This is a genomic window from Pseudomonas sp. CFBP 13602 (assembly GCF_014842725.1).
Taxonomy (GTDB): Bacteria; Pseudomonadota; Gammaproteobacteria; order Pseudomonadales; family Pseudomonadaceae; genus Aquipseudomonas; species Aquipseudomonas baltica.
The window spans coordinates 125,944-151,624 of the sequence record NZ_JACYVT010000003.1; the positions used below are offsets into that span (position 1 = coordinate 125,944).

Consider the following 25,681-nt stretch of genomic DNA (forward strand, 5'->3'; position numbering starts at 1 on the left):
CCCCACCCTTCCTAAGGTAGCTCTCGTGCATCGGCCCCCAGGTCGATGCACAGCCAATCCTGGACCTAAGGAAAGACCTCGATGCCTCATACCATGGAACAATTGCGCCACCTGACCCTGCGCTCGCTGCCGCTGGCCATCGCCAGCGCGCTGCTGGTGCCCTGCTCCCCTGCCTGGGCCGATGGCCTGACCGCGTTTGCGGGTGGCGAAACGGCGCCAATCATCAACGGCCAGTACAAAGTACCGGTCATCGACATCGTTGCGCCCAATGCCAACGGCCTTTCGCACAACGTCTACAGCGAATACAACGTCGGCACCCAGGGCCTGGTGCTCAACAACAGCCTGGTGGCTGGAAAGAGTGAAATGGCCGGCGAGCTGAAGGCCAATCCACAACTGGGCGGCACGGCCGCCAGCACCATCCTCAACGAGGTGGTCGGCCACAACCGTTCCAACATCAACGGCCCGCAAGTGGTTTTCGGCGCCGCGGCAGACTATGTCCTGGCCAACCCGAATGGCATCACGCTCAACGGCGCAAGCCTGGTCAACGCGCCACGAGCCACCTTCGTGGTCGGCGCGGCCACTGTCCAGGACGGTCGGCTGACAACGTTCGATACGCAGGCCACCGACCAGTTGCTGCGTGTCGACAGCGGCGGTGTCAGCAACCCGGCCGGCAGCCTGGCGCTGATAGCACCCAGTATCGTCAGCAGCGGGCCAATGGCCGCAGGCGCCGATATCGACCTGGTGCTGGGCAGCAATGTCGTCGACTACGCCAGCAATGGTGTGATCGGCAGCACGCGCACGACCAAACTCATCGATGCCAACCTGCTCGGCGCGATGGCCACGGACAAGCGCATCCGCATCGTCAGCAGTGAGGAAGGCGCGGGTATCAAGATGCCAGGCGCTCGACTCACGGCCGGTCAAGGCATCCGTATCGAATCGGCCGGCGACCTCACGCTGCATGCACCTGCGCGCGCCGGCAAGCCACAGACCCCCACCGAACTGCACGGCGGAGCGGGCGAGATCCACCTGGCAGCCGGCCGTCAGCTCAATCTGGGCGCGGCACGCCTGGCCAGCGAAGCCGATGTGCGCCTGCTCGCCGACGGTGTGCGCAGCCAGGGTGCGGAGATCAACAGCGGCGGCCTGTTGAAGGTCAACGCGGCATCCATGGTCAATACCGGCTCAAGTCGCCTGCAGGGCGGCACGGTATCGCTGGATGTCAGCGGCAAACTGGCTGATACCGGTACCGAGTACGCCAGCACCCTGGGCAAGATCGCCATCCATGCCGACAGCCATGAGATGAAGGCGGCCATGCACAAGGTCCAGGCGGGCGCGGCAACCACCAGCACAGCCAAGGCCGGCAGCCTGAGCGCGGCCGAAGGCATCGACATCCGCCTGACCGGCAGTGGTCGCTACGAAGGCACCCGCATCGGCACCTCGCAAGGCGCGGTGCAGATCGACGCCGGTGCCAACCTGGCGTTCAACCCCGCCCACGCCACCCTCGACCGCATGGGCAAGGACGGCGCTTACCAGCAACGCACGGCGAGCAAGGCGCGGATCGATGCGCCAGGCGACGTGATCCTGCGCGCCAGCGGCGATGTGCAGCTCAACGGTGTGGACATAGGCACGCCGGACAAGCCCGCTGGCAGTCTGAAGGTGACGGCGGGAGGCACCCTCACCAGCCTCGCGGCCGTGGACAAGACAACCCTCAAGGGTGGTGGTGAATCCAGGAGTGCCGAAGGTCTGCATACCTTCGGTCAACGAGACGAAAGCACGCAACATCAGCACGGCAATCAGTGGCAGGTAAAGGGCGACATGGCGCTGCAGGCCGGCGCTCGCAAGGCACGCGCCCTGCACCTGCAGGGTGTCCAGGCCGACGCAGCCAGCATGAAGCTGGCGGCCACCGCAGGCGGTGTCTATCTGGAAAGCGCCAGCGACCAGCGTCAATCGGACCGCAAGCAACTGAGCGCCGATGCCAGTGATCCGCTCAAGCCGGCTCTTGGCCTCAGCTACCGCAACGAGCAGCAGCAGACACAGCACAATGCGCAGCTACGAGCTGCGACGCTCAGGCTCGATAGCCAGATGGATGCACGTCTGGACGGCGCACGTCTGCAGGCCGACAACCTGAGCGGCAACGTCAAGGGCAAGCTGGCGATCACTCATCGCGCCGACAGCACGCAAATCCTCGGTGTCGAGGGGCGTGTCGTGCTGGCCGAAGGTACGGCTCCAGGCACAATGCTCAATGAAGTGGCAGCGCTGGGCGGCAAGTGGAATTCGCCGGTCAAGGAAGCTCTGGCGCAGCAGTCCAACGCTGGCAAAGGCGAAGTCGAACAGGCCAATTTCGAGTTCACCCGCACCGACAAAACGGGCGTGAGCGAACAATCCGGAATGTTCAGCAGCGAGCCCATGAGCCTCAAAGTTGCCCGAGGCACGACTCACGCAATGGCAGCAGGCGCCCATGAACTGCAGACCAGCCACAAGCTAGCCACGGGCAACACAGGCCTGGAGGCGGTCAAGCGGTTGTATGAGCAGGTACGCATCCGCTGAGGGGAACGTGGCGACTCACAGATCGTGCAGTCGCCACACTTCGAAGGCAGGGGTTTCATACGGGTGGGCCAGGCGCAATGCCTGGACCACCGGTTCGATGAGTGAATCGGCCACTACCAGCTCGACCTTCCACTCTTCGACCTTTTCCAGTGTATCGGCCTGACCCAGAAATGGCTGGCTGCCATCACAGGGCCGAAACTGACCGTGCCCCAACACCTGCCATGCGCAGTTGTCGTAAGCACCGATGCGACCGCCACCGGCGGCGAATACAGCGCTCTTGACGGCTTCGACATGGCTGTCGGGAACGAAGAAGGCCAGTTTGAACATCTGCTGGTTCACCGACCTGTCAGTTCACCCACACGCGGGCATTGCGGAACATGCGCATCCAGGCGCCGTCCTCGTTCCACTCCTCAGGCTTCCAGGAGTTCTGCACAGCACGGAATACCCGCTCCGGGTGCGGCATCATGATGGTCACGCGGCCGTCGCGGCTGGTCAATCCGGTGATCCCGCGCGGCGAGCCGTTCGGGTTGGCCGGGTACTGCTCGGTGACCTTGCCGTGGTTGTCGACGAAGCGCAGCGCCACGCAGCCCGACACATCGGCTTGCACCAAGGCGTCCGCGGTGGCGAATTCGGCATGACCTTCACCGTGGGCGATGGCGATCGGCATGCGCGAACCGGCCATGCCCTGCAGGAAGATCGAGTTGGACTCCTGCACCTGGACCATGGCAACCCGCGCCTCGAACTGCTCGGACCGGTTGCGCACGAAGTGCGGCCAGAACTCGCTGCCTGGAATCAGCTCGTGCAAGTTGGACATCATCTGGCAGCCGTTGCACACGCCGAGGGTGAAGCTGTCGCTACGCTCGAAGTACTGCTGGAACGCATCACGGGCACGGGCGTTGAACAGTGCCGACTTGGCCCAGCCTTCACCGGCACCCAGGACGTCGCCGTAGGAGAAACCGCCACAGGCGACCAGTCCCTTGAACTCGTTCAGGTCGACACGTCCGGCGAGGATGTCGCTCATGTGCACGTCGATGGCGTTGAAGCCGGCGCGGTCGAAGGCCGCAGCCATTTCGACCTGGCCGTTGACGCCCTGCTCGCGCAGCACGGCCACCTGTGGGCGTACGTTTTTCTTGATGTACGGGGCGGCGATGTCTTCGTTGACGTCGAAGCTGAGGTTGAAGCTCAGCCCTGGATTGTCTTCTTCGAGCAGCGCGTCGAATTCCTGATCGGCACCGGCAGCGTTGTCACGCAGACGCTGGATCTGGTAGCTGGTCTCGGCCCACTGGCGTTGCAGCAGGCGGCGTTCGCCGCTGAACAACACGTCGTCGTGGTAGCGAATGTTCACCGCGCCGTTGTTGATCGGCTGGCCGACCACCGCCACGCAGTCGTTGCCCAGGCCAGCGGCGCTGAACTGCGCGAGGATCATCGGCGTAGCGTCCTGACGCACCTGGATGACCGCGCCCAGTTCCTCGTTGAACAGCACAGCTGCGATTTCCTCGCGGCTGTGCGCCACGGTGGCCAGTTGCAGGTTGAGACCGCAGTGACCGGCGAAGGCCATTTCCACCGTGCTGGCCAGCAGGCCACCGTCGGAACGGTCATGGTAGGCCAGCAAGTGGCCGTCGGCGTTGAGGCCCTGGATCACAGCGAAGAACGCCTTGAGGTCCTCGGCATCGTCGACGTCCGGCGCGCGGCTGGCCAACTTGCCGTGTGCCTGGGCCAGGATCGAGGCGCCCATGCGGTTCTGGCCACGCCCCAGGTCGATGAGGATCAGGTCGGTTTCACCCTTGTCCATGCGCAGTTGCGGAGTCAGGGTCTTGCGAATGTCGACCACGGGCGCGAAGCCGGTGATGATCAGCGACATCGGCGAGGTCACGCTCTTGTCGGTGCCCTCTTCGCTCCACTGGGTCTTCATGGACATGGAGTCCTTGCCGACCGGAATGGTGATGCCCAGCTCGGGGCACAGCTGCATGCCGACCGCTTGCACGGCATCGTACAGACGCGCGTCCTCGCCCGGATGGCCAGCAGCGGACATCCAGTTGGCGGACAGCTTGATATCGGAGATTTTCGCGATGCTGGACGCGGCGATGTTGGTCAGGGTTTCACCGACCGCCATGCGTGCCGAAGCCGGGGCATCGAGCAGCGCCAGCGGCGTGCGTTCGCCCATGGCCATGGCCTCGCCGCTGTAGACGTCGAAGCTGGTGGCGGTGACGGCGACATCGGCCACCGGTACCTGCCACGGGCCGACCATCTGGTCGCGTGCCACCAGGCCGGTGATGGTGCGGTCGCCAATGGTGATCAGAAAGCTCTTGCTGGCCACCGCAGGGTGATGCAGGACGCGTTCGATGCAGTCGGCCAGGTCCAGCTGGGCCGGATCGAAGTCATCGCCCAGCTCCTGCTCACGCACGGCACTGCGGTGCATGCGCGGCGCCTTGCCCAGCAGCACTTCGAGCGGCATGTCGACCGGGTTGTTGCCGAAGTGGCTGTCGGTGACGGTCAACTGCGGCTCGGCAGTGGCCTCGCCGACGACGGCGAACGGGCAGCGCTCGCGCTCGCAGATGGCCTGGAAACGCTCGAAGTCGGCGGCGTCCACGGCCAGCACGTAGCGTTCCTGGGATTCGTTGCTCCAGATTTCCAGCGGGGCCATGCCCGGCTCGTCGTTGGGTACGTTGCGCAGCTCGAAGCGGCCGCCACGGCCACCGTCGTTGACCAGTTCGGGGAATGCGTTGGACAGGCCGCCCGCGCCTACGTCGTGGATGAAGCTGATGGGATTCCTGTCGCCCAGCTGCCAGCAACGGTCGATGACTTCCTGGCAGCGACGCTCCATCTCCGGGTTTTCGCGCTGTACCGAAGCGAAGTCCAGGTCCGCCGAGCTGGTGCCGGTGGCCATGGAGGAAGCAGCGCCGCCACCCAGGCCGATGAGCATGGCCGGACCACCGAGCACGATCAGTTTGGAACCGACGGTGATCTCGCCTTTCTGCACGTGTTCGGCGCGGATGTTACCCATCCCGCCGGCGAGCATGATCGGCTTGTGGTAGCCGCGCACTTCTTCACCGTGGGGGGTGTCGATGCGCTGCTCGAACGTGCGGAAATAGCCAGTCAGGGCCGGGCGACCGAATTCGTTGTTGAACGCCGCGCCGCCCAGCGGGCCGTCGATCATGATGTCCAGCGCGGTGACGATGCGCTCGGGCTTGCCGTAGGGTTTTTCCCACGGCTGTTCGAAACCGGGAATGTTCAGGTTGGACACGGTGAAACCGGTCAGGCCAGCCTTGGGCTTGGCGCCGCGGCCGGTCGCGCCTTCATCGCGGATCTCGCCGCCGGAGCCGGTGGAGGCGCCCGGAAAGGGCGCGATCGCCGTCGGGTGGTTATGGGTTTCCACCTTCATTAGGATGTGCACCGGCTCCTGCACCGCGCCGTACTGGCGGGTTTCAGGGTTCGGGAAGAAACGCCCGGCGACGCTGCCGACGATGACCGAAGCGTTGTCCTTGTAGGCTGACAGCACGCCTTCGCCGTGCATCTGATAGGTGTTCTTGATCATGCCGAACAGGCTTTTTTCCTGGCTCTGACCGTCGATATCCCAACTGGCGTTGAAAATCTTGTGGCGGCAGTGCTCGGAGTTGGCCTGGGCGAACATCATCAGCTCGATGTCGTGCGGATTGCGCGCCAGCCCCTGGAAGCTGCTGACCAGGTAGTCGATTTCGTCTTCGGCCAGGGCCAGGCCCAGCTCGACGTTGGCCCTTTCCAGCGCAGCACGACCGCCACCCAGGATATCCACCGCGGTGAGTGGCTTGGGTTCGGCGTGACGGAACAAGCCGGCGGCGTCTTCCAGACGGGCCAGCACCACCTGGGTCATGCGATCGTGCAGGACGGCACCGATCAGCTCGGCTTCGGCTTCGCTGAAATCACCAGACACATAAAAGGCAATGCCGCGCTCCAGACGCTGAACCTGGGTCAGGCCGCAGTTGTGCGCGATATCGCTGGCCTTGCTCGACCACGGCGAAATCGTACCGAAGCGCGGCAGCACCAGGAACAGCCGCCCGGTGGGCTCCTGAACGGGAACGCTGGGACCGTACTTGAGCAGACGGGCAAGGACTTGCCGGTCGTCGCTGGCCAGCTCGCCTTCGACTTCGGCGAAGTGGGCGAATTCAGCATACAGGCCAGTAACAGCGGGGACCTTCTGGCTCAGTTGCTCGAGTAATTTACCGTGGCGAAAGGCAGAAAGGGCAGGAGCGCCGCGCAGGATCAACATCGTCGGGACAGCCTCGAAAGGGGGTGTGCTTGGAGGCCGTGCATTCTAGCCTAAACCATTCACCTAGGCACCCGACGGATGGAAAAACAGCGCGATCGTTCGTCAGATCCCTTGCCGGGGGCCGGTAAGAGGTTGCGCTGCGCTCTACCAGACTCCTTCGCCTGCTGTCGAGATATGGCTCGAGCGACCGTTTGCGTATACTGCACCCATGCTCACCCAGACCGTCTTACGCTCGCGCTGCGCCAAATGGCTCTTCGCAACCGGACTTCTCCTGCTGCTCAGTGGCTGCGTTGATAAACCCAGCACACTCGAACGGATCAAGGAGGACGGCGTGCTGCGCGTCATAACCCGCAACAGCCCGGCCACCTACTTCCAGGATCGCAACGGCGAAACCGGCTTCGAGTACGAGCTGGTCAAGCGTTTCGCCGATGACCTGGGCGTGAAACTCCAGATCGAAACCGCCGACAACCTCGACGATATCTTCGCCGGCCTGAGCCAGCCCCAGGGCCCGGTGCTGGCGGCTGCGGGGCTGGTCACCAGCGAGGCGCGGGAACAACAGGCGCGCTTCTCGCACCCCTATCTGGAGGTCATGCCGCAGGTCATCTATCGCAACGGCCAGAACCGCCCCACCGATGCCGCCGAGCTGGTGGGCAAGAAGATCATGGTGCTCAAGGGCAGCAGCCACGCCGAGCAACTGGCCAAATTGAAGCTGCAGTACCCGGCGCTCGAGTACGAAGAGTCCGACGCGGTGGAGGTGGTGGATCTGCTGCGCATGGTCGACGAGGGGCAGATCGACCTGACTCTGGTCGATTCCAACGAAGTGGCCATGAACCAGGTGTACTTCCCCAACGTGCGGGTCGCCTTCGACCTGGGCGATGGCCGCGACCAGCGCTGGGCCGTTGCCGGGGGCGAAGACAACAGCCTGCTGAACGAGGTCAACGGCTTCATCGACAAGGTCAAGGGCAACGGCACCCTGCAGCGCCTCAAAGACCGCTACTACGGCCATGTCGATGTGCTCGGCTACGTCGGCGCCTACACCTTCGCCCAGCACCTGCAACAGCGCCTGCCCAAGTTCGAGAAAACCTTCCAGGCCTCGGCCAAGCAGGAGAAGGTCGACTGGCGGCTGCTGGCCGCCATCGGTTATCAAGAGTCCATGTGGCAGGCCAGCGTGACCTCCAAGACCGGGGTGCGGGGCCTGATGATGCTGACCCAGAACACTGCCCAGGCCATGGGCGTGAGCAACCGCCTGGACCCCAAGCAGAGCATCAATGGCGGCGCCAAGTACTTCGCCTATGTCAAGGATCAGCTCGACGCCGGCATTCAGGAACCCGACCGGACCTGGTTCGCCCTGGCGGCCTACAACGTGGGCAGTGGCCACCTCGACGACGCGCGCAAGCTGGCAGAAGGTGAAGGGCTGAACCCGAACAAGTGGCTGGATGTGAAGAAGATGCTGCCGCGCCTGGCGCAGAAGAAGTGGTACAGCAAGACCCGCTACGGCTATGCCCGCGGCGGCGAGCCAGTGCACTTCGTGGCCAACATCCGCCGCTACTACGACATCCTCACCTGGGTGACCCAGCCACAGCTCGAAGGCAGCCAGGTCGCCGATGGCAATCTGCACGTGCCTGGTGTGGACCAAACTAAGCCCTCACAGCAGACGCCGCCGCTCTAAGAGCACCCGAGTGATCCTGTGGGAGCGGGCTCTGCCCGCGAAAAGGCCCTCGGCAGCACTCCCTCCTTCAATCTCAGCCCTTCGCCCGACGCGCCCTGAAAAATTCGCTCAATATCGCCCCGCACTCTTCAGCCAACACGCCACCCTCCACCACCAACCGATGGTTCAGGAAGCCTTGGCTGAAAAACTGCCCCTGACTCTGCACCACGCCCGCCTTGGGTTCGAGCGCGCCGAACACCACCCGGGCGATGCGCGCATGGACGATCAGCCCGGCGCACATGCTGCAAGGCTCCAGGGTGACGTACAGGGTGCTGCCCGGCAGGCGATAGTTGTGCACGGACTGCGCGGCGTTGCGGATGGCCACCATCTCGGCATGGGCACTGGGGTCGCTGCCACTGATGGGGCAGTTGAAGCCGCGGCCGACGATCTCGCCGTCCTGCACCACGACTGCGCCCACAGGCACTTCGCCCAGCGCCGCACCCTGAGCGGCCAGCTCTAGCGCCTGGGCCATGAAAAACCGATCGCGGCTGCGATCAATGATCTTGGGTTGTTTCAACGTTCAGGAAACCTCTATTGCCGCCATGAGTCCGGTTTCCATGTGATCGATCACATGGCAATGGAACATCCAGATACCAGGATTATCCGCCACCAGCGCCACCTGGGCACGCTCGTTCTTTCCCAGCAAGAACGTATCGGTGAAATAAGGAATGATCTTGCGCCTGTTGGAGGCAATCACCTTGAAACTCATGCCGTGCAGGTGGATAGGATGCTGGTACTGAGTCATGTTCTTCAACTCCAGCACGTAGCTCTTGCCCAACTGCAGCTTGGCAATGGGGCGGTCGGCGCAGGTCTTGTCGGTGATGTCCCAGGCGATGCCGTTGATCTGCCACAGGCTGGGCGGCTTGCCCTCGGTCGTATCCGACACCTCGCCGACCCATTCGAAGTTGAAATTGAGCTTCTCGGCATTGGCCAGGTCCGGCTCGGCGATCGGATTGGGCGGTAACGCCGGCGGCCAATCGGTCGGCGCCGCTGCGGCCTGCACCGAGCGCAGCGTGCCCAGGCGAACCGGACCGTCACGTATGGCGATCTCTTCACCGGCAGGTGGCATCTTGACTGCAAGACAAACCCGCATGCCGGGGCCCATCCAGTAATCCTTGCCGAACGCGCGCGGTTCGATGGGGTTGCCGTCCAGTGCATACAGGCGCATATCGGCATTGCCACGGAAGTTCAGGCGATAGGTGGCTGTGTTGTCCAGGTTGAGAATGCGCACCCTGACGACTTGACCCGCCGGCAGATCGACCGTCGCCCGATGTACCCCGTTGATCGTCGACAGCCGGCCCAGGGTGCCGTTGCGCGCCGCTTCGCGGGGGATGCTGAACGGCAGGAACGCGCCCTCCTCGTCCACGTGCCAGTTCTTCAGGTTGAGCACCGCTTCGTGCGCGAAGCCGGTGGGGTCGCGCTCCTCGACGATCAACGGCCCGACCAGGCCGCGGCCCAGTTCCTCGCTGCTGGCCACGTGCGGGTGATACCAGTAGCTGCCGGCGTCCGGCACACGAAACCGGTAGTCGAAGTATTCACCGGGCTTGACCGGCAACTGCGACACGTAGGGCACGCCGTCCATGTCCAGCGGCAGGCGAATGCCATGCCAGTGGATGGTGGTTTCCACCGGCAGCTGGTTGATGAAGCGCACCCGCAGCCATTCGCCCTGGCGCACCCGCAGCTCACGCCCGGGTGCCGAACCACCGAACGCCCAGGCCGGAGTCTGATGACCTGCCACCAACTCGACATCCAGCGGCGCGGCAATCAGCTGATAGTCCACGCCGGCCTGGTCCACAGGCGTACCCAACCAATAACGGGCAGCGCCCCCGGCACCCACGCCGACCGCGACAACGCCCGCCAGGCCACCGAGGAATCGTCGACGAGTGAAAGACATGGCTATGGGCACCTGCGTGATGAACGTGAAAGGCCGACACCATACACCTGCAATTGAGAAAGATTAAGACTTGCGCCGCCGCGCGGTTGGGTGTCGGACAGATCGCATGCACCGCCGACGCGGCTTGCGCCGCTGCTACAGGGGCACATGATGTCTGGCCCTGTACGTCATGGCCTGATCACGCCGGGTGGGGCCAGGGACGGATCCAGGTAGGTGAACGGCGCTTCGCGTACGGTCAGCGCCAAGCGCCAGTCCGCTTTGACCACCCCGTCGCCGCGGCCCATCGACGGCAGGTAGTACTCGCCGGGGTCCAGGGTGATGTTGGTCTGCTGGCCGGCACCGGCATCGACGATGCGCAGTGCTGTCACGTCGTGCAGTTGCGCCAGACCTGGAACACCCTTGTAGGTGGACGCGTGAGTGTCACCGACCAAGGCGATCCATTTGCCCCGGCCGGGCAATGCGGTGCGTGCTGCAATGACGCGACTGGCGTGGTAGCTGAACACCCGCTGGCGCAGCGTCTGGCCGGCGCCGTAGAGGTCGTCCATGCCATCGAGTCGATAGCTGGCCGCGCAATCCAGGGCGCGCACCTGGATACCCTCGCGCCGCGCAGCCTGCACCAGCGTGGTGAAGTTGTACTGTCGAGCCGGATCGGTACGATGGCCAAGATCCTGATCGCGCAGATAGTCCTGCAGCCCACTGGGCAGCCGGCCATCACTGGCCACCTGGTTCAGATCGGCCTGATGCAGATCGGTCATCAAGTGCTCCATGTACAGCGTGTCGACACCGTCGCCGGCCAGCGCCCGCATGTTCTCGATCAGGAAACGCTTGCTGGCGATAGCCTGATGAGACTCACCGATGACCAGTGCCCCGGATTCGTCCAACAGTCGGCGCACGGCGGTATAGGGCGGCAGCGAAGCATCGGGCACAGGCAACGGCGATCTGCCGGGCGAGCGCCATTCGGCGATGAATGCGTTGGCGTCCTCGATCAGTTGAACACGCAGCTTGTTGAGGCTGTCGAGCACCGGATTGAGCGGCGTGTAGGGGTCGAAGTATTCACCGGAGAGCATCTTGCGAAACTGGTCGCTCAACAGCTCGCCGGTGGCAGCGCGAGCCACCAGCGGTACTTCGTAGCGAGTCGCCGAAACCTCGAACTGCACGTAGCTCACCGGTGGCGGTTCAAGTTCCATTTGCCGTGACACGCTCAGGCAGCCGCCACCGCCCCGCAGGCAACCGGTCGGCATCAGTTCCCATTGCAATTGGTCGTTGAAACGCACCGGGTAATTACCGGTGAAGGCATAGGGGCGCTGCGGATCGACGATCAACCAGTAACGCAGGCTGGGGTCGTAGCGCACGCGATACAGATCGCCGTGCAAGCGGATCATCTGCTCCCCCTCGACTGCCAGCAGCCCTTCGGCACTGGGCAGCAAAGGCGTCAGCGCGGACACCTGAGGTCGCGACTGCAGTGGCTGGAGTTCGGCGCTCTGCGGGGCTCGCTGGGAAATCAGCAGGATCATGTTCAGCAGCAACTCGATACCGCTGAATATCGATGCATACAAGGCGGCGCGACGGTCCGTGGCGGCGCCCGCATTCACCGCACGTTCCACATTGAGGGCGAATTTTCCGGCGCTCGCCACCACCACGATCAATGCGATCGGCCAGCTGACCATGGCTGCCGCGCCGAACAAGTGCACGCCTGCACCCAGATAACCGATCCACAACTGCTGGCGCAACTCGCTGTTGCTGTGCAACTGCAGGTTGGCCTCGGCCAGCATCTGCTCGCGGGTTTGCCCTTGCAGCCAGTGGGCCGCATCGGCTGCGATGGATGGCCAGGACACCTTTGCTGCGAACAGCGCCAGCGGCTTCTTCGCCAGCAGCGCCAGGCTGCGCGCACGCGCCAATGCAGCCGCCGGCTCCAGCAGCCTGCCGTGGTCGAGCAAGCGCTCCCGGCGCTGCACGTCCTGCAGCTGCTGGTGCAACCATGCCTGCGCCGCTTTCACATCGGCGAACACTTCAAACGCCTTGTCGCGACCGGCCAGGTACAACAGACACTCGCCCCCGCTGGCCTTGAAACACAACACACTGGCGAACCCGTGGCCGGCAATCTGCAGCGTGCTGACCGTAACGCCGTGGCTCGGCGGATGGCTACCGGTCAAGTCGGCCAAGGTCGGTGCCATGGCGTACTCGCAACCCAGACCGTCGAACACACATTGCACCTGTTGGCGCATCATGGCCCCGGCCTGAGCTGCATCCACGGCGGCGCGCAGGCAGTTGATGCGGATCAGCGTCTGCACCCCTGGCCCATTGTCGGTCCAGAACGTCGCCAGCGCTTGGCGATAGGCCGCCGCGAAATCGATGTGCCATAACGCGTTGAGTACCTTGTCGGGCGCCAGTCTTACCTCGTTGCGCTCATCGAACCAGCCTGCCCGCGCATCGCCCGTGTAGAACCCGCCCATGACATGCAGCAAGTCGGCATTATCCTGGTCGCTCGCGCGGAACCGCCGCATCACCAGTTCGGTAAACGTCATCGTTTCACTGGGCGGGCCCATGTGCGCGTAGCCACTGAAGGAGCGATGGCTGGACTGCGCATTGTCGAAGCGATGCCAGTAAAAAGCGTCGGGGTGGGTGTCGATGGCCATGGACGCGAGCAGTTGGGTGGCAGTGGCGACAGCCATTTGGTGCAGATCCGGCACTTGTTGTGTGACCTGCCGTGCGATGCCTGCGAGCACATCGCCTAATTGCGTATTGGGAAGTACATCAGTCATATCAAAGGGATCGGTTTCTGAAGGAGCTGCGAGTGTGGCAAGTGCCCTGGACCCTCCTGGCCTACATATTTGGCCTCACCGTTCAGGCACCTCACTACGACCCGACACCCTTGCTGCCACCGTCATCGAGGTAAACTCTGGCCACCCCTATATACAGGACTCCGGGCCATGATCGACTTCAACAACAAAGGCTTCTTCAAACTCAAGCAAAACGCCGAATACGCCGAACGCGTCACTGCCCTGCTGCTGGATGACGAGCAGGTGGTCGACGCCTACAAGTCCATGCGCGACGGCGTGGTGTTCACCAACAAACGGATCATCGCGGTGAACGTGCAGGGCTTGACCGGCAGCAAGAAGGACTTCACCTCCCTGCCCTACAAGAACATCGTGGCGTACTCGATCGAAACGTCGGGCACGTTCGATCTGGATTCGGAGCTGGAGGTGTATTTTTCGGCGCTGGGGAAGGTGCGCTTCGAGTTCTCGGGGAAGACGTCGATGGTGGAGATTTCGCGGCTGATTGCGGGGCATGTGTTGAAGTGAGCTGATTGGTCATCGACCACGGCGCCCTACGTTTTTCCTGTCATTTCGTGGCTTCGCAGCAAGGCTTGCTCTATAGCTCCCAAGGATTGATGACCGCCAGACCTGCAGCCCGGAACGGGTGAGTATCGCGAGTGGCGACAATGAATCCATTGGCAAGAGCGACCGCAGCGATGCAGGCATCGGCAGCCTCGATCCCACTACCGGCCTTGCGCGCCTTGGCCAGCACCTCGGCGTAAGCCTGCGTGCAGGCCAGATCAAAAGGCAAAACGCGCCCAACGAACATGGGCAGCACCTGCTTTTCCAGACTTTCGTGCAGCGTCGAACGGCGTCGCCCAACCGGCATCAACGCTATACCTGCACGTAGCTCAGCCACGGTCATGGCGGACAGGTAAAGCGTTTCCAATGCCTGCTCGTCGATCCATTGAATGACGCACGCCGCAGGCGAATGGCGTAGAGGCTCGGAAATCACATTGGTATCGAGCAGGATCATTCAAAGCTCGCTGCGCGGGCGGGGGCTTTATCGCGCGCGCTTTCGAAGGCAGCGAACTCCTCATCCGTCAGCTTGACCTTGCGGCCGGTCTGGGCCAGCAGAGAGCCTAGCTTGACCCGACCTTCCGGCCTCACCGCAGACTCTAGAATGTCGCGCATCTCGGCTTCGATGCTGCGGCCATGTTGAGCAGCCCGCACGCGGATAGCGCGGTGCACCTCTTCAGAAACATTTCGAACGGTAACAGATGGCATCTTTCATACCCCTTAGCTGCTGCGATTGCTTGCACTTTAGCAATCTGCAAGCAACGGGACAACTGATGGCATTTCGTTCGTCTGATGATCCCGCTGGAATCGACGCCTGCGGTGGTATCTCCCGAACAGCCCACTCTCAGCTGCAGCATAGAAAGAGCTGAAAAAATCTGAACCCAAAAACCAAAAAGCCCGCAATTACGCGGGCTCCAGGGCATTTCTTACCAACGAGAGCCGGAAGATACCGGCCGCCCGATCATTCCCACTCAATCGTAGCCGGCGGCTTGCTCGACACGTCGTAGGTCACTCGCGAAATCCCTTCGATCTCGTTGATGATGCGGCCGCTCACCGTTTCCAGCAGCTCGTACGGCAGGTGCGCCCAACGAGCGGTCATGAAGTCGATGGTTTCCACGGCGCGCAGGGCGACGACCCAGGCGTAGCGACGGCCGTCGCCGACGACGCCGACCGATTTGACCGGCTGGAACACCACGAACGCCTGGCTGACCTTGTGGTACCAGTCGGCCTTGCGCAGTTCTTCGATGAAGATGTGGTCGGCGCGACGCAGCAGGTCGGCGTATTCCTTCTTCACTTCACCCAGGATGCGCACGCCCAGGCCTGGGCCGGGGAATGGATGGCGGTAGACCATGTCGTACGGCAGGCCCAGTTCCAGGCCCAGACGGCGGACTTCGTCCTTGAACAGCTCACGCAGTGGCTCGACCAGCTTGAGGTTCATCTCCTCGGGCAGGCCGCCGACGTTGTGGTGGGACTTGATCACGTGGGCCTTGCCGCTCTTGGCACCGGCCGACTCGATCACGTCAGGATAGATGGTGCCCTGGGCCAGGTACTTGATGTTGTCCAGCTTGCACGACTCGGCGTCGAACACGTCGATGAAGGTGCGGCCGATGATCTTGCGCTTCTTCTCCGGGTCGGCTTCGCCGGCCAGGTTGTCGAGGAACTGGTCTTCGGCGTTGGCGCGGATCACCTTGACGCCCATGTTCTCGGCGAACATGGCCATGACCTGCTCGCCTTCGTGCAGGCGCAGCAGGCCGTTGTCGACGAACACGCAGGTCAGCTGATCGCCGATGGCCTTGTGCAGCAGGGCCGCGACCACCGAGGAGTCGACGCCGCCGGACAGGCCCAGCAGCACGTTGTCGGTACCCACCTGGGCGCGGACCTGGGCGATGGCGTCTTCGGCGATCTTCGACGGGGTCCACAGTGCCTCGCAGCCGCAGATGTCGATGATGAAGCGCGACAGAATGCGCTCGCCCTGCTTGGTGTGGGTCACTTCCGGGTGGAACTGCACGCCGTAGTAGTGGCGGTCGTCGTCGAACATGCCGGCGATCGGGCAGCTCGGGGTGCTGGCCAGCACATTGAAGCCCTGGGGAATCTCGGTGACCTTGTCGCCGTGGCTCATCCACACGTCCAGGCCGAACACGCCATCGGCGTCGATGTGGTCTTCGATGCCTTCCAGGATGCGGCTCTTGCCGACCACGTCGACGCGGGCGTAGCCGAATTCACGCATATCGGAACCGGCCACCTTGCCGCCCAACTGCTCGGCCATGGTCTGCATGCCGTAGCAGATGCCGAATACCGGCACGCCCAGGTCGAACACCGCCTGCGGGCAGCGCGGGCTGTCGGCTTCGTGGACCGACTCGGGCCCGCCGGCGAGGATGACGCCGCGCGGGGCGAATTGGCGAATCGCTTCATCGTCCATGTCGAACGGGTGCAGCTCGCAGTACACGCCGATTTCGCGCACGCGGCGGGCGATCAGCTGGGTGTACTGGGAACCGAAATCGAGGATCAGGATACGGTGGGCGTGAATGTCGAGGGCCATGACTCATTCTCGTCAGATGTATTCGGAAACAACACGGGGCTGTAGTGAACAGCCCCGCTGGATTGAATTTCCGTCTGCCGCCGGGTGTGCACCGGGCGGCAGGCGGACTACCGGGGTCAGCCCACGCGGTAGTTGGGCGCTTCCTTGGTGATCTGCACGTCGTGGACGTGGGATTCAGCCATGCCGGCGCCGGTGATGCGGACGAACTCGGGCTTGGTGCGCATTTCCTGGATGTCGGCGCTGCCGGTGTAACCCATGGAAGAACGCAGGCCACCCATTAACTGATGGATGATCGCCGACAGGCCGCCCTTGTAGGCAACGCGGCCTTCGATACCCTCGGGCACGAGCTTCTCGGCACCGGCCGAGGAGTCCTGGAAGTAGCGGTCGGACGAGCCCTGGGCCTGGGACATGGCGCCCAGCGAGCCCATGCCGCGGTAGGCCTTGTAGGAGCGACCCTGGAACAGTTCGATTTCGCCTGGCGCCTCTTCGGTACCGGCGAACATCGAGCCCATCATCACGCAGTAGGCGCCAGCGACGATGGCCTTGGACAGGTCACCGGAGAAGCGGATGCCGCCGTCGGCGATCAACGGCACGCCGGTGCCTTCCAGGGCTGCGGCGACGTTGGCGATGGCGCTGATCTGCGGCACGCCGACACCGGCAACGATACGGGTGGTGCAGATGGAGCCTGGGCCGATACCGACCTTGACGGCATCAGCGCCCGCTTCGGCCAGGGCCTTGGCGGCTTCGCCAGTGGCGATGTTGCCGCCGATGACCTGCACGTCGGGGAAGTTCTGCTTGACCCAGCGCACACGGTCGATCACGCCTTTGGAGTGACCGTGGGCAGTATCAACCACGACCACGTCGACGCCGGCTGCAACCAGGGCGCTGACGCGCTCACCGGTGTCCTTGCCGGTGCCCACGGCCGCGCCGACGCGCAGACGACCCTGGTCATCCTTGCTCGCCAGCGGGTAGGCCTTGGCCTTCTCGATGTCCTTGACGGTCATCATGCCTTTGAGATGGAACTCGGCGTCGACGATCAGGACCTTTTCGATGCGGTGCTTGTGCAGCAGGTCGCGGACCAGGTCCTTGTCGGCCCCTTCGCGGACGGTGACCAGACGCTCTTTGGGCGTCATCACTTCGCGGACGGGGATTTCCAGGCGGTTTTCGAAGCGCACGTCGCGCGAGGTGACGATGCCCACCAGGTTGCCGTCGTGCAGCACCGGCACGCCGGAGATGTTGTGCAGCGAGGTCAGTTCGAACAGGTCGCGAACGGTGGCATCAGCCTCGATGGTGATCGGGTCCTTGACCACGCCGGCCTCGAACTTCTTGACCTTGCGCACTTCGGCAGCCTGCTGCTCGATGGTCATGTTCTTGTGGATGATCCCGATGCCGCCTTCCTGAGCCATGGCAATGGCGAGGCGGGCTTCGGTCACGGTGTCCATCGCCGCGGAGATCAGCGGGATGTTCAACTCGATGCCGCGGGTCAAACGGGTCTTGAGGCTGACTTCATTGGGCAGTACTTCGGAATAACCGGGCACTAGAAGAATGTCGTCGAAGGTCAGGGCTTCTTGGCTGATACGCAGCATGCGGGGGCTCCCGAGCGGGAAAATGGAAGCGCGCCATTATACCCACACATGCCCCTACAAGAAAGGCAAAGATGGCCTGGCGGTCAATTGTCCTGGAACTTTACCAGCACCTGCGCAATCGGCTGGTCGAGCCAATCGGCGAATTCGGCGATGAACTCCGCCTTGAAGGGGGTCTGGCCCCAATTATTGAAGATGAAACCCAGATTGGAGAAGGCGCAGGGCTGCAGGAACAGAAAACCATTGATGTCATCTTCATGGCCGCACAGCGGGCAAGTGAAGTTGTCGGTCAGGCCGGGCATCCATTCCTCGAGGCTGTCGAACAGCGCCTCGCCCACTTCCTGACGGCATTCGGGGCAGCCGGCCTCGTGCAGGAAGCCGTCCACGGGCGTGAAAATGCAGCGTTCGGTGACCACTTCCAGACCGTTGACCGTTTGTCCGTAGGGCAACACCTCAGGGTTTTCGACGACCTGGCGCGCGCCCGGGCCGATGGCGTAGGCCATGCGGTTGCCGCTGCGGCCACAGGTGCTCAGCTGTTCTTCGACGATGTTCTTGCGTACCAGCCAGCGCAGGATTGCCCGCGCACGCGGCTCGTGCACCGGCAGGGTGGAGAGGCGCGGAACGAGAATGTTCTGAGTGTTCATGCAAGGGCCCGACAGTACGCAAAAGCGGCAGGATAGTCCCCTGCGCGTGCAGGTCAAGGGTTGAAATAGCGGTACAGCAACGCCAGGCCGCTGGCCAGCACCAGCCAGGTCACCAGCCGCACGAACGCTTCGCGGGACATGCGCAGGGTCAATCGTCGTCCGATCAACAGGCCTGCTGCCATGGCCGGAAGCAGGCAGGCGGCAGTCAGCAGCAGCTGGGTGTCGGCGTAGACCCCGGCAATGATGAACAGGGTCAGGCGCACGATAGTGCTGCAACTGATCAGCGCGCTTTGCGTGGCGCGCACCTGCTGTTTGTCGTCCAGCCGCGCGCCCAGGTAGATCGCATAGAGAAACCCGCCGCTGCCGAACAAGGCCCCGAACAGCCCGCCGATGGTGCCCATCGGTACGGCCCACCAGGGCGACAACCGTGCGGGTCGCGCCGTGGTCAGCAGCATGTACAGGGCGTAGCCGGTGATGAACATACCCATCAGCAGCAACAGCAGGTCGGATTTCAGGTTGAGCAGAAAGACCACGCCCAGGGTGCAGCCCAGCGCCATGAACGGCAGCAGGCGTTTGAGCTCCACGCCCACCACCGACTGCCGGGCAGGAAGCAGATTGCCGAAGGCAGCGATGAAATCGAGTACGACCAACAGCGGGATGAGCGTCGCCAGCGGCATGAAATGTATGAGTACCGGGCCTGCAACCAGTGCCGTGCCGAAGCCGGCAATGCCGAAGACGATGTAGGCTGCGGCGATTGCCAGAAGCATGATGCTCCAGTCGATGAGTGCGTAGTCCATGCGCGGATTTCCTTTTTCCGGGCACTGTGGGGGAGTGGGATCGATGGCGTCAATACGGTTGGGGGTGGGTGGTGTGCCAGAGGGTTCGCGGTGTGGCCGGACGCGGCTTGCGCCGCTGCTACAGAGGAACGCCGTACCAACGGCACAAGCGATCTCCTGTAGCAGCGGCGCGAGCCGCGTCCGGGGTCGCTGCGGTCCATCTGGATGCACCCACGCTTAATGGTGGACGCGCTCCGGGCACTGCTCCAGAATTTGCCCACGCTCACAGGAGAACCTCTGCATGCTGATGGTGATATCCCCCGCCAAGACCCTCGACTTCGATACCCCGCCGGTCATCCAGCGCCACACCCAGCCTGAATTTCTCGACCATTCCCAGGTGCTGATCGAACAACTGCGCGAGCTCAGCCCCGCGCAGATCGCCGAGCTCATGCATCTTTCCGACAAGCTGGCCGGCCTCAACGCGGCACGCTTCGGCAGCTGGACACCCGACTTCACGCCAGCCAACGCCAAGCAGGCGTTGCTCGCCTTCAAGGGCGACGTCTACACCGGACTGGACGCGACCACCTTGGACAAAGCGGGTTTCGACTACGCGCAGAAACACCTGCGCATGCTGTCGGGCCTCTACGGCCTGCTGCGGCCACTGGACCTGATGCAACCGTACCGACTGGAGATGGGCACCAAGCTGGTCAACGCGCGCGGCAAGGACCTCTACGCGTTCTGGGGCGAGCGCATCAGCCAATGGCTCAACCAGGCCCTGGCCGAACAAGGCGACGACGTGCTGTTCAACCTGGCGTCGAACGAGTATTTCTCGGCGGTCAAGCGCAAGGCTTTGCAGGCGCGCCTGATCACTGCCGACTTCAAGGACCTGAAGAATGGCCAGTACAAGATCATCAGCTTCTATGCCAAGAAAGCCCGCGGCATGATGGCGCGTTTCGTGATCGACGAAAAACTCCACGACCCCCTGCAGCTCAAGGGCTTCGACCGCCAGGGCTATCGCTACAGCGCCGAGCAGTCACGGCCCGACCACCTGGTGTTTCTGCGCGATCACCCGGATGATTGACCTGGCGTGGGTGCGCCTGCCACTGACACGCCAACGTTCTGTACGATACCCCTCTCTTCCCAACCAAGGCTGGCAGTCATGTTAATCGGCATCTTTCTGGTCATCACCTGGATCGTCTTGCTGGTCCGCTACCCGTCCAAGGCGCTGCCGATCTCCGGTGCCGCCCTGTTCAGCCTGGCGTTGCTCTCGCTGTGGGTGATCTGGAGCGACACCCGCGAAGCCCACCGCCTGGCGCGCCTGGAAATGCGCATCACCTACGATCCGCAGGGCTGTCCGGGCGACCGTCCGCTGCGCCTGAACCTGAACAACGGCAACAACGTACCGATGCAGGAACTGCAGTGGCAGATAGCTGCCTACGCGCCCGGCCAGACCGCCAACCTGGCCGAAAACCTCTACACCGCACCTCGCTACCGCGGCCCTGGTGAACTGCAGGCCGGTGCCGACTGGCAGGACTGCCTGCCGCTGCCGCCACTGCGCCCCGGCTATCGCCCGCAGACCCTGGAATTCCGCGCCGAACGCTTGCAGGGCAGTTTTTCCCAATAAGCATCGGCAATGGCGAACGCTTGCGCAGTGATCACCGCAGTGCGGGCGTGACGATCACCGTGCAGGTCGTGCCGGCTGCCAGCAGCATGCCTTCGGGCACCTCGTCCAGCTGGATGCGCACCGGCACTCGCTGCGCCAGGCGAACCCAGTTGAAGGTCGGATTGACGTCGGCGGTCAGCTCGCGGCTTTGCGGGTTGTCGCGGTCATAGATGCCGCGCGAGATGCTGTCCACATGGCCCTTGAGGGTCTCGCCGCTCATCATCTGCAACTGCGCCGCGTCGCCGACATGCACATGGGGCAGCTTGGTTTCTTCGAAATAGCCGTAGACCCAGAACGAATGTTCATCGACCACGGCCAGCTTGGCCTCGCCCACCCGCGCGTAGTCACCGACATGCACGTTGAGGTTGGTGACGTAGCCATCCACCGTGGCCAGCACACGGGTGCGGTCCAGGTCCAGCTGCGCGGCCTCGAGGCGCGCCTCGGCCTGTTGATAGTCGGCCAGCGCCGAAGCGGCGACGTTGCTGGCGTCCTCGCGACTTTCCCTGGAGATCACCAGTTCATCGAGATCGGCACGACGGCTGGCATTGACCTTGCGCATGTCCCAGGCGGCCTTGCGCGACGCCACCAGCGCCTGCGCCTGCTTGACCGCCAGGCGGTAGTGCGCCGGATCGATCTGCAGCAGCACGTCGCCCTTGCGCACACGCTGGTTGTCGCGCACCGGCACCGCCGTGACGTAGCCCGACACATCGGCGGCGACGTTGATGATGTCCGCACGCACGCGTCCGTCGCGGGTCCAGGGTGTTTGCATGTAGTGCACCCACAACTGGCGACCGATGAAGATCGCCAGTGCCAGCACCAGCAGGGTCGCCAACAGGCTGAAAAACTTTTTCATTGCGCAGGTTCTCACCGGTAGACAGTCAGCGCCATGGCGCCGAACAGACAGACGAACAGGCTCAGGCGCAACAGCGCCGGGTGCCAGAAGAATCGGTACACATCGAGGCTGGCGAACAGCCGGTCGAAGGCCCAGGCCAACCCGGCGGCGAGCACGAACAACAGGGTCATGGTCGGCATGTACAGACCATGGAAGGCGATCTCACGCGGCATGCTCGGCTCCAGGCGCGGCCAGTTCGGCAAGGGGTGATTGCGGGTCCAGCAACGAACTGCGGATGAAGTGCAGGTAACTCTGCACCCGGCGCAGCGCCGAGGTATCGAAATGTCGGGCGAAGGGCTCGTCGGTGTTCCTGACCAGGTGAATGGCCTGCTCAACGGCCGCCAACGCGCGCTGGAGGTTGCCCGCCTGGGGCTGGATGAACAGGCGAATCAGCGCACGCCCCAGCACCCGGATCGACTGGCGCCACGGCTGCCACGGGGCATAGGCCGGGTGCACCGGCAAGCGCTCCTGCTCGCGGCGCAGCTCGATGATGGCGTGCCCCACCTCCATCACCACGAACATCCAGCGCAGCAGGTTGCGCTGCACCTGTGGCTGCCCGGCCGCCAGGCCATAGGCCTGATGCAGCAGGTCGCGGGTGCGGCTCTCGAAGGCCGAGCCCAGGCCGCGTGGCTTGCCGCTGATGGCGAACACCACCAGGGCGCGCAGGTCCTGCTCCAGGCGCTGCCACATCCAGCGACTGTTGGGCGGCAGGATGACCGCGCCAGCGGCAGCGCAGAACAGCATCCCCAGGACCATGCCAATGTAGTCGTTGATGAACGCATACGGATCGTACTGGGTGAGGTTGCCGGGCACCGAGCCCATGGAAAAGAAGATCAGCAGGCCCAGTCCATAGCCAACGAAGCGAGGTCGAGAGGCAAGGAAGGCGCCCAGCGTCAGCACCGGCGCGAGGGTCAGGCACAGTAGCGCGAAGCCGTCGATCCACGGCAGCACGAAAAAGGTCGTATAGAAGCCGACCAGCGCCCCCAGCAAGGTGCCGCAGGCCATCTGGAACGACATCCGCCGCGGGTTCGGTGACGCCGCCGACAGGCCCACGGTGGCTGCAGCCACTAGGGTCATGGTCGCGCCGCTGGGCCAGGCCGTCGCTATCCAATAGCCGCCCAGCAGCAGCAACACCAGCGCGCCGCGAATACCGGCGGCGGCGCTGGCCAGCCAGTTGGTCTGCGCCCGGTACGGCTCGTCCCAGCGCTCGCGGGCATGCCGATGCTCGGCCAGCGAGGCATGGGTCTGGGCATAGCCGTGCAGTTCTTCGACGAAGCGATAGAGCAACTCCGAAGCGGTGTGAAAGTCCAGCAGGTCGTCATCTTCCGGACCACTCTGCTCGAAGCTGTCACGCAAGCTGCGCACCTGTGCTGGCAGCGCGTCCTTGTACTGCACCATGCGCCGGGCCAAACGTGCGGCATCGGCATCGGTCAAGGCCTGCCCGGCGAAGTCGTCCAGCACGTGCGTCAATGCCTGCAAGGCCGGTTCGATGGCGGTTACCACCTGGCGATGACCGCGCGCGCGGATACGCTCGAGTGATTGGTGCAGCGCATTGAAGCGGGTCGTCACCACCATGAATTCACTGTTCAGTCGGCTGACCCGACCATTGCGCCGGCGCATGTGCGGGTCTTCGAAGGCCGTCACACTGCGCAGGCTCTCCAGGCCCACCGCTTCGGCGATGAAGCGCACGTTGTCGGCTTCGAACTGTTCCCGTGCGCTGTCACCGCGCAGGCCATCGGCGGCGAACCGGGCGAACACGCCAAAGCGCTGATACAAGGCGTTGCGCATCGAAGCGGAGGCCGACTGCGGAAGAATGGCCGCGCTGACCGCCGTCGCGACGAGAATGCCCAGGGCAATCTCCAGCACGCGCCAGACCGCCGCCATGAAGGCACCGTCCGGATGGGCCAGGGCCGGTAGACCGACCATGGCGGCGGTGTAGCCAGCCAAGACAAAGCCGTAGGCGCGGAAGTTGCGGCAGCGCATGGCACCGGTCGAGCAGAGGCCGACCCACAGCGCCAGGCCGCACATGAACAGCTCGGTGTTCTGCGCGAACAGGGCGATCAACACCACCGTCACCGCCGATCCCGCCAGCGTGCCCAGCAGACGATAGAAACTTTTCGCGAAGACGTGGCCGCTTTGCAACTGCATGACGATGAACACGGTGATCATCGCCGTACGCGGTTGCGGCAGCTCCAGGCGCATGGCCAGCCACAGCGTGGTGAATGCGGCCAGCAGCACCTTGAAGATGTAGATCCAGGTGACGCCATCGCTGCGTGCCCAGTCGAAGAAACCCCGGCGCCAGGGCAGGCTGCCCAGCCAAGTGGTCATCTACCGATCACCACCAGTGGCTTGGGAACCTGCAGACGCTGCGCGGCAGGGGTATCGCTGCCCGCCCCCAGACCACCGCCCAGCGCCGTGACCAACTGCGCATGCACCGCCAGCCGCGCAGCCTGCACCTGTTGCTCGACCTGCTGCTGGCGCAACAGCAAAGTCTGCGCATCGAGCACTTCCAGGTAGCCGGTCAGACCGCGCTGGTAGGCGATCAGGGCAATGTCGTAGCTCTTGCGCGCCGACGCCACCGATTGCTCGGCGAAGGCCTGTTGCTTGGCCATGGAGGCGCGGCGAATCAGCTGGTCGGAGATCTGCTTGAGCGCCTCCACCAACGTCTGGTTGTAGCGTGCCACGGCCAGGTCGTAGCCGGCCGATGCATCGGCCAACTGCGCACGCAGCCGACCGCCATCGAAGATCGGCAGGCTCAACGCGGGGCCGGCGTTGTAGCTCAGCTTCCGCCCGGCGAGGAACTCCAGCATGCCGCCGCCGGTAGCCAGGTAACTCAAGCTGCCGACCAGATCGACGTTGGGATAGAAGCCGGCCTGCACTACGTCGATGCCGCGCGCGTTCGCCGCCACGGCCCAGCGGCTGGCGACCACATCCGGGCGCTGCCCCAGCAGCTGCGCGGGCAGCACCGAAGGCAACCCAAGCGGCGCTTGCAGAGACAAGCTAGGACGCGTGAGTTGGCTGCCCTGCCCCGGCCCTTTGCCCGCCAGTGCGGCCAGTTGGTTCTGTGCCAGAGCGATCTGTTCATCCAGGGCGTCGATCTGCCGATGGGTTTCCGGCAACAGGGTCTCGGCCTGGCTGACTTCCAGATGGGTGCCGATGCCGCCGCGCAGACGCCGCTGCGCCAGCGCCAGGATCTGCTCTTGCTGGGTCAGTGTGCTGTGCGCGATGTCGCGCTGGGCATAGTGCAATGAGAGCTGGATGTACGCCTGCACCACGTTGCTCGCAAGCTCCAGCCGAGCCTGACGCGCCTGAGCGACGCTCATGTGTGCAAGGTCGACGGCGCGCTCGCTGGCATTGCGCTCACGGCCCCACAGGTCCAGCGCATAGGTGAAGCCCAGACCGGCGTCATTGTCCCACGTGGTCTGGCGCGACAGGTCGCCGGGACCATAGAAGGGGTCGTCAGGCCAGGCGTGGCGATGCAAATGAGCGCTGGCGTCGATGTGCAGGGTTTCGGCGGACTCCGCGAGCCCCGCCATGGCCTTGGCCTGGCGCACGCGGGCGGCCGCCATGGCCATGCTCGGGCTGCCGAGCAAGGCTAGGCTCACCCAGGCATCGAGCTGCTTGTCGCCATACGCTTGCCACCATTGGCCCTCAGGCCAGCGAGCATCCTGGACGGCGGTTTGAATGGCAGCGTCGGTGGCCAGCGCATCGGCCGACAAGGCTTCGCCCTCAGGAGCGATGCCGGCAGTGCCGATACAGCCGGTCAAGGCCAGGGTCAAGATCCAGATACTGAGGGTTTTCAACTCGTCGATGAGGCGGCGCGGCACTGCGGCGATTTCCGGAAAGGGGGTAGGCGT

Annotated in this window: 20 protein-coding genes; 5 read left to right on the forward strand and 15 right to left on the reverse strand. The window is 63.9% G+C overall.

The features are described from left to right. Nucleotides 1–81: 81 nt before the first annotated feature. The gene (locus tag IFU31_RS06965) at nt 82–2,544 is read left to right on the forward strand and encodes a two-partner secretion domain-containing protein (protein ID WP_192102598.1); all 2,463 of its coding nucleotides are present in this window, start codon (nt 82–84) and stop codon (nt 2,542–2,544) included. Between the two features lie 15 nt (nt 2,545–2,559). Here IFU31_RS06965 and IFU31_RS06970 read toward each other — a convergent pair whose 3' ends face one another. Next, the gene (locus tag IFU31_RS06970; RefSeq protein WP_122475694.1) at nt 2,560–2,871 is read right to left on the reverse strand and encodes a Nif3-like dinuclear metal center hexameric protein; all 312 of its coding nucleotides are present in this window, start codon (nt 2,869–2,871) and stop codon (nt 2,560–2,562) included. Nucleotides 2,872–2,890: 19 nt separating this feature from the next. After that, nucleotides 2,891–6,790: a phosphoribosylformylglycinamidine synthase gene (gene purL, locus IFU31_RS06975; RefSeq protein ID WP_192102599.1), complete on the reverse strand. Its 3,900-nt coding sequence runs from the start codon at nt 6,788–6,790 to the stop codon at nt 2,891–2,893. Between the two features lie 208 nt (nt 6,791–6,998). Between purL and mltF the strand changes: the two genes are divergently transcribed. Then, nucleotides 6,999–8,459 (forward strand): membrane-bound lytic murein transglycosylase MltF, encoded by a 1,461-nt coding sequence (gene mltF, locus IFU31_RS06980; protein ID WP_192102600.1) that lies wholly within the window; start codon nt 6,999–7,001, stop codon nt 8,457–8,459. Nucleotides 8,460–8,532: 73 nt separating this feature from the next. Here the strand turns inward: mltF and tadA are convergent, their stop codons facing one another. The 3 genes from tadA to IFU31_RS06995 all read right to left on the reverse strand — a co-directional run bounded on the left by tadA (nt 8,533) and on the right by IFU31_RS06995 (nt 13,154). Further along, a complete protein-coding gene (gene tadA / locus IFU31_RS06985) occupies nt 8,533–9,015 on the reverse strand; it encodes a tRNA adenosine(34) deaminase TadA (protein WP_206757920.1) in 483 nt (160 codons plus the stop codon). Between the two features lie 3 nt (nt 9,016–9,018). Beyond that, nucleotides 9,019–10,392, reverse strand: a complete 1,374-nt coding sequence (locus tag IFU31_RS06990; RefSeq protein ID WP_192102601.1) for a multicopper oxidase family protein — start codon at nt 10,390–10,392, stop codon at nt 9,019–9,021. 167 nt (nt 10,393–10,559) lie between these two features. After that, nucleotides 10,560–13,154 carry a membrane-targeted effector domain-containing toxin gene (locus IFU31_RS06995; protein WP_342345283.1) on the reverse strand — a complete coding sequence of 865 codons (2,595 nt, stop codon included), beginning with the start codon at nt 13,152–13,154 and terminating at the stop codon, nt 10,560–10,562. A gap of 168 nt (nt 13,155–13,322) precedes the next feature. Here IFU31_RS06995 and IFU31_RS07000 point away from each other — a divergent pair, with 168 nt between their 5' ends. After that, a complete protein-coding gene (locus IFU31_RS07000; protein WP_122475122.1) occupies nt 13,323–13,694 on the forward strand; it encodes a PH domain-containing protein in 372 nt (123 codons plus the stop codon). 70 nt (nt 13,695–13,764) lie between these two features. On the opposite strand, the gene IFU31_RS07005 is transcribed toward IFU31_RS07000, so the two are convergent. The 6 genes from IFU31_RS07005 to IFU31_RS07030 all read right to left on the reverse strand — a co-directional run bounded on the left by IFU31_RS07005 (nt 13,765) and on the right by IFU31_RS07030 (nt 19,290). Next, on the reverse strand, nt 13,765–14,184 hold the full coding sequence (locus tag IFU31_RS07005; protein ID WP_185795046.1) for a type II toxin-antitoxin system VapC family toxin: 420 nt from the start codon (nt 14,182–14,184) through the stop codon (nt 13,765–13,767). Beyond that, nucleotides 14,181–14,435 carry a FitA-like ribbon-helix-helix domain-containing protein gene (locus tag IFU31_RS07010; RefSeq protein WP_192102603.1) on the reverse strand — a complete coding sequence of 85 codons (255 nt, stop codon included), beginning with the start codon at nt 14,433–14,435 and terminating at the stop codon, nt 14,181–14,183. The genes IFU31_RS07005 and IFU31_RS07010 overlap by 4 nt, the downstream gene beginning before the upstream one ends. A gap of 253 nt (nt 14,436–14,688) precedes the next feature. After that, nucleotides 14,689–16,266: a glutamine-hydrolyzing GMP synthase gene (guaA, locus tag IFU31_RS07015; RefSeq protein WP_185795040.1), complete on the reverse strand. Its 1,578-nt coding sequence runs from the start codon at nt 16,264–16,266 to the stop codon at nt 14,689–14,691. 116 nt (nt 16,267–16,382) lie between these two features. Further along, complete coding sequence (guaB, locus tag IFU31_RS07020; RefSeq protein ID WP_122475125.1) at nt 16,383–17,852, reverse strand: IMP dehydrogenase; 1,470 nt, start codon at nt 17,850–17,852, stop codon at nt 16,383–16,385. 83 nt (nt 17,853–17,935) lie between these two features. Continuing rightward, nucleotides 17,936–18,493 carry a sugar ABC transporter ATPase gene (locus IFU31_RS07025; protein ID WP_192102604.1) on the reverse strand — a complete coding sequence of 186 codons (558 nt, stop codon included), beginning with the start codon at nt 18,491–18,493 and terminating at the stop codon, nt 17,936–17,938. A gap of 53 nt (nt 18,494–18,546) precedes the next feature. Continuing rightward, the gene (locus IFU31_RS07030; protein ID WP_192102605.1) at nt 18,547–19,290 is read right to left on the reverse strand and encodes a sulfite exporter TauE/SafE family protein; all 744 of its coding nucleotides are present in this window, start codon (nt 19,288–19,290) and stop codon (nt 18,547–18,549) included. Nucleotides 19,291–19,570: 280 nt separating this feature from the next. On the opposite strand from IFU31_RS07030, the gene yaaA reads away from it, so the two are divergent. Further along, on the forward strand, nt 19,571–20,350 hold the full coding sequence (yaaA, locus tag IFU31_RS07035; RefSeq protein ID WP_192102606.1) for a peroxide stress protein YaaA: 780 nt from the start codon (nt 19,571–19,573) through the stop codon (nt 20,348–20,350). Nucleotides 20,351–20,428: 78 nt separating this feature from the next. Then, nucleotides 20,429–20,893: a multidrug transporter gene (locus IFU31_RS07040; protein WP_122475130.1), complete on the forward strand. Its 465-nt coding sequence runs from the start codon at nt 20,429–20,431 to the stop codon at nt 20,891–20,893. Nucleotides 20,894–20,924: 31 nt separating this feature from the next. On the opposite strand, the gene IFU31_RS07045 is transcribed toward IFU31_RS07040, so the two are convergent. Genes IFU31_RS07045 through IFU31_RS07060 form a run of 4 tightly spaced genes read right to left on the reverse strand, consistent with a single transcriptional unit; the run spans nt 20,925 to nt 25,651 of the window. Next, on the reverse strand, nt 20,925–21,785 hold the full coding sequence (locus IFU31_RS07045; protein ID WP_192102607.1) for an efflux RND transporter periplasmic adaptor subunit: 861 nt from the start codon (nt 21,783–21,785) through the stop codon (nt 20,925–20,927). Nucleotides 21,786–21,796: 11 nt separating this feature from the next. Further along, the gene (locus IFU31_RS07050; RefSeq protein ID WP_122475134.1) at nt 21,797–21,997 is read right to left on the reverse strand and encodes a DUF1656 domain-containing protein; all 201 of its coding nucleotides are present in this window, start codon (nt 21,995–21,997) and stop codon (nt 21,797–21,799) included. After that, on the reverse strand, nt 21,987–24,152 hold the full coding sequence (locus IFU31_RS07055; RefSeq protein WP_192058634.1) for an FUSC family protein: 2,166 nt from the start codon (nt 24,150–24,152) through the stop codon (nt 21,987–21,989). Before IFU31_RS07055 ends, IFU31_RS07050 begins: the two co-directional genes overlap by 11 nt. Continuing rightward, entirely contained in the window at nt 24,149–25,651 is a 1,503-nt protein-coding gene (locus IFU31_RS07060; protein WP_192058632.1) for an efflux transporter outer membrane subunit, read from the reverse strand. The genes IFU31_RS07055 and IFU31_RS07060 overlap by 4 nt, the downstream gene beginning before the upstream one ends. Between the last annotated feature and the right edge of the window lie 30 nt (nt 25,652–25,681).

Coding starts and splice junctions, on each gene's coding strand:
- IFU31_RS06965 (WP_192102598.1), top strand. CDS start 82: ATGCCTCATACCATGGAACAATTGCGCCACCTGACCCTGCGCTCGCTG.
- IFU31_RS06970 (WP_122475694.1), bottom strand. CDS start 2,871: ATGTTCAAACTGGCCTTCTTCGTTCCCGACAGCCATGTCGAAGCCGTC.
- purL (WP_192102599.1), bottom strand. CDS start 6,790: ATGTTGATCCTGCGCGGCGCTCCTGCCCTTTCTGCCTTTCGCCACGGT.
- mltF (WP_192102600.1), top strand. CDS start 6,999: ATGCTCACCCAGACCGTCTTACGCTCGCGCTGCGCCAAATGGCTCTTC.
- IFU31_RS06990 (WP_192102601.1), bottom strand. CDS start 10,392: ATGTCTTTCACTCGTCGACGATTCCTCGGTGGCCTGGCGGGCGTTGTC.
- IFU31_RS06995 (WP_342345283.1), bottom strand. CDS start 13,154: ATGACTGATGTACTTCCCAATACGCAATTAGGCGATGTGCTCGCAGGC.
- IFU31_RS07000 (WP_122475122.1), top strand. CDS start 13,323: ATGATCGACTTCAACAACAAAGGCTTCTTCAAACTCAAGCAAAACGCC.
- IFU31_RS07005 (WP_185795046.1), bottom strand. CDS start 14,184: ATGATCCTGCTCGATACCAATGTGATTTCCGAGCCTCTACGCCATTCG.
- IFU31_RS07010 (WP_192102603.1), bottom strand. CDS start 14,435: ATGCCATCTGTTACCGTTCGAAATGTTTCTGAAGAGGTGCACCGCGCT.
- guaA (WP_185795040.1), bottom strand. CDS start 16,266: ATGGCCCTCGACATTCACGCCCACCGTATCCTGATCCTCGATTTCGGT.
- guaB (WP_122475125.1), bottom strand. CDS start 17,852: ATGCTGCGTATCAGCCAAGAAGCCCTGACCTTCGACGACATTCTTCTA.
- IFU31_RS07025 (WP_192102604.1), bottom strand. CDS start 18,493: ATGAACACTCAGAACATTCTCGTTCCGCGCCTCTCCACCCTGCCGGTG.
- IFU31_RS07030 (WP_192102605.1), bottom strand. CDS start 19,290: ATGGACTACGCACTCATCGACTGGAGCATCATGCTTCTGGCAATCGCC.
- yaaA (WP_192102606.1), top strand. CDS start 19,571: ATGCTGATGGTGATATCCCCCGCCAAGACCCTCGACTTCGATACCCCG.
- IFU31_RS07040 (WP_122475130.1), top strand. CDS start 20,429: ATGTTAATCGGCATCTTTCTGGTCATCACCTGGATCGTCTTGCTGGTC.
- IFU31_RS07045 (WP_192102607.1), bottom strand. CDS start 21,785: ATGAAAAAGTTTTTCAGCCTGTTGGCGACCCTGCTGGTGCTGGCACTG.
- IFU31_RS07050 (WP_122475134.1), bottom strand. CDS start 21,997: ATGCCGCGTGAGATCGCCTTCCATGGTCTGTACATGCCGACCATGACC.
- IFU31_RS07055 (WP_192058634.1), bottom strand. CDS start 24,152: ATGACCACTTGGCTGGGCAGCCTGCCCTGGCGCCGGGGTTTCTTCGAC.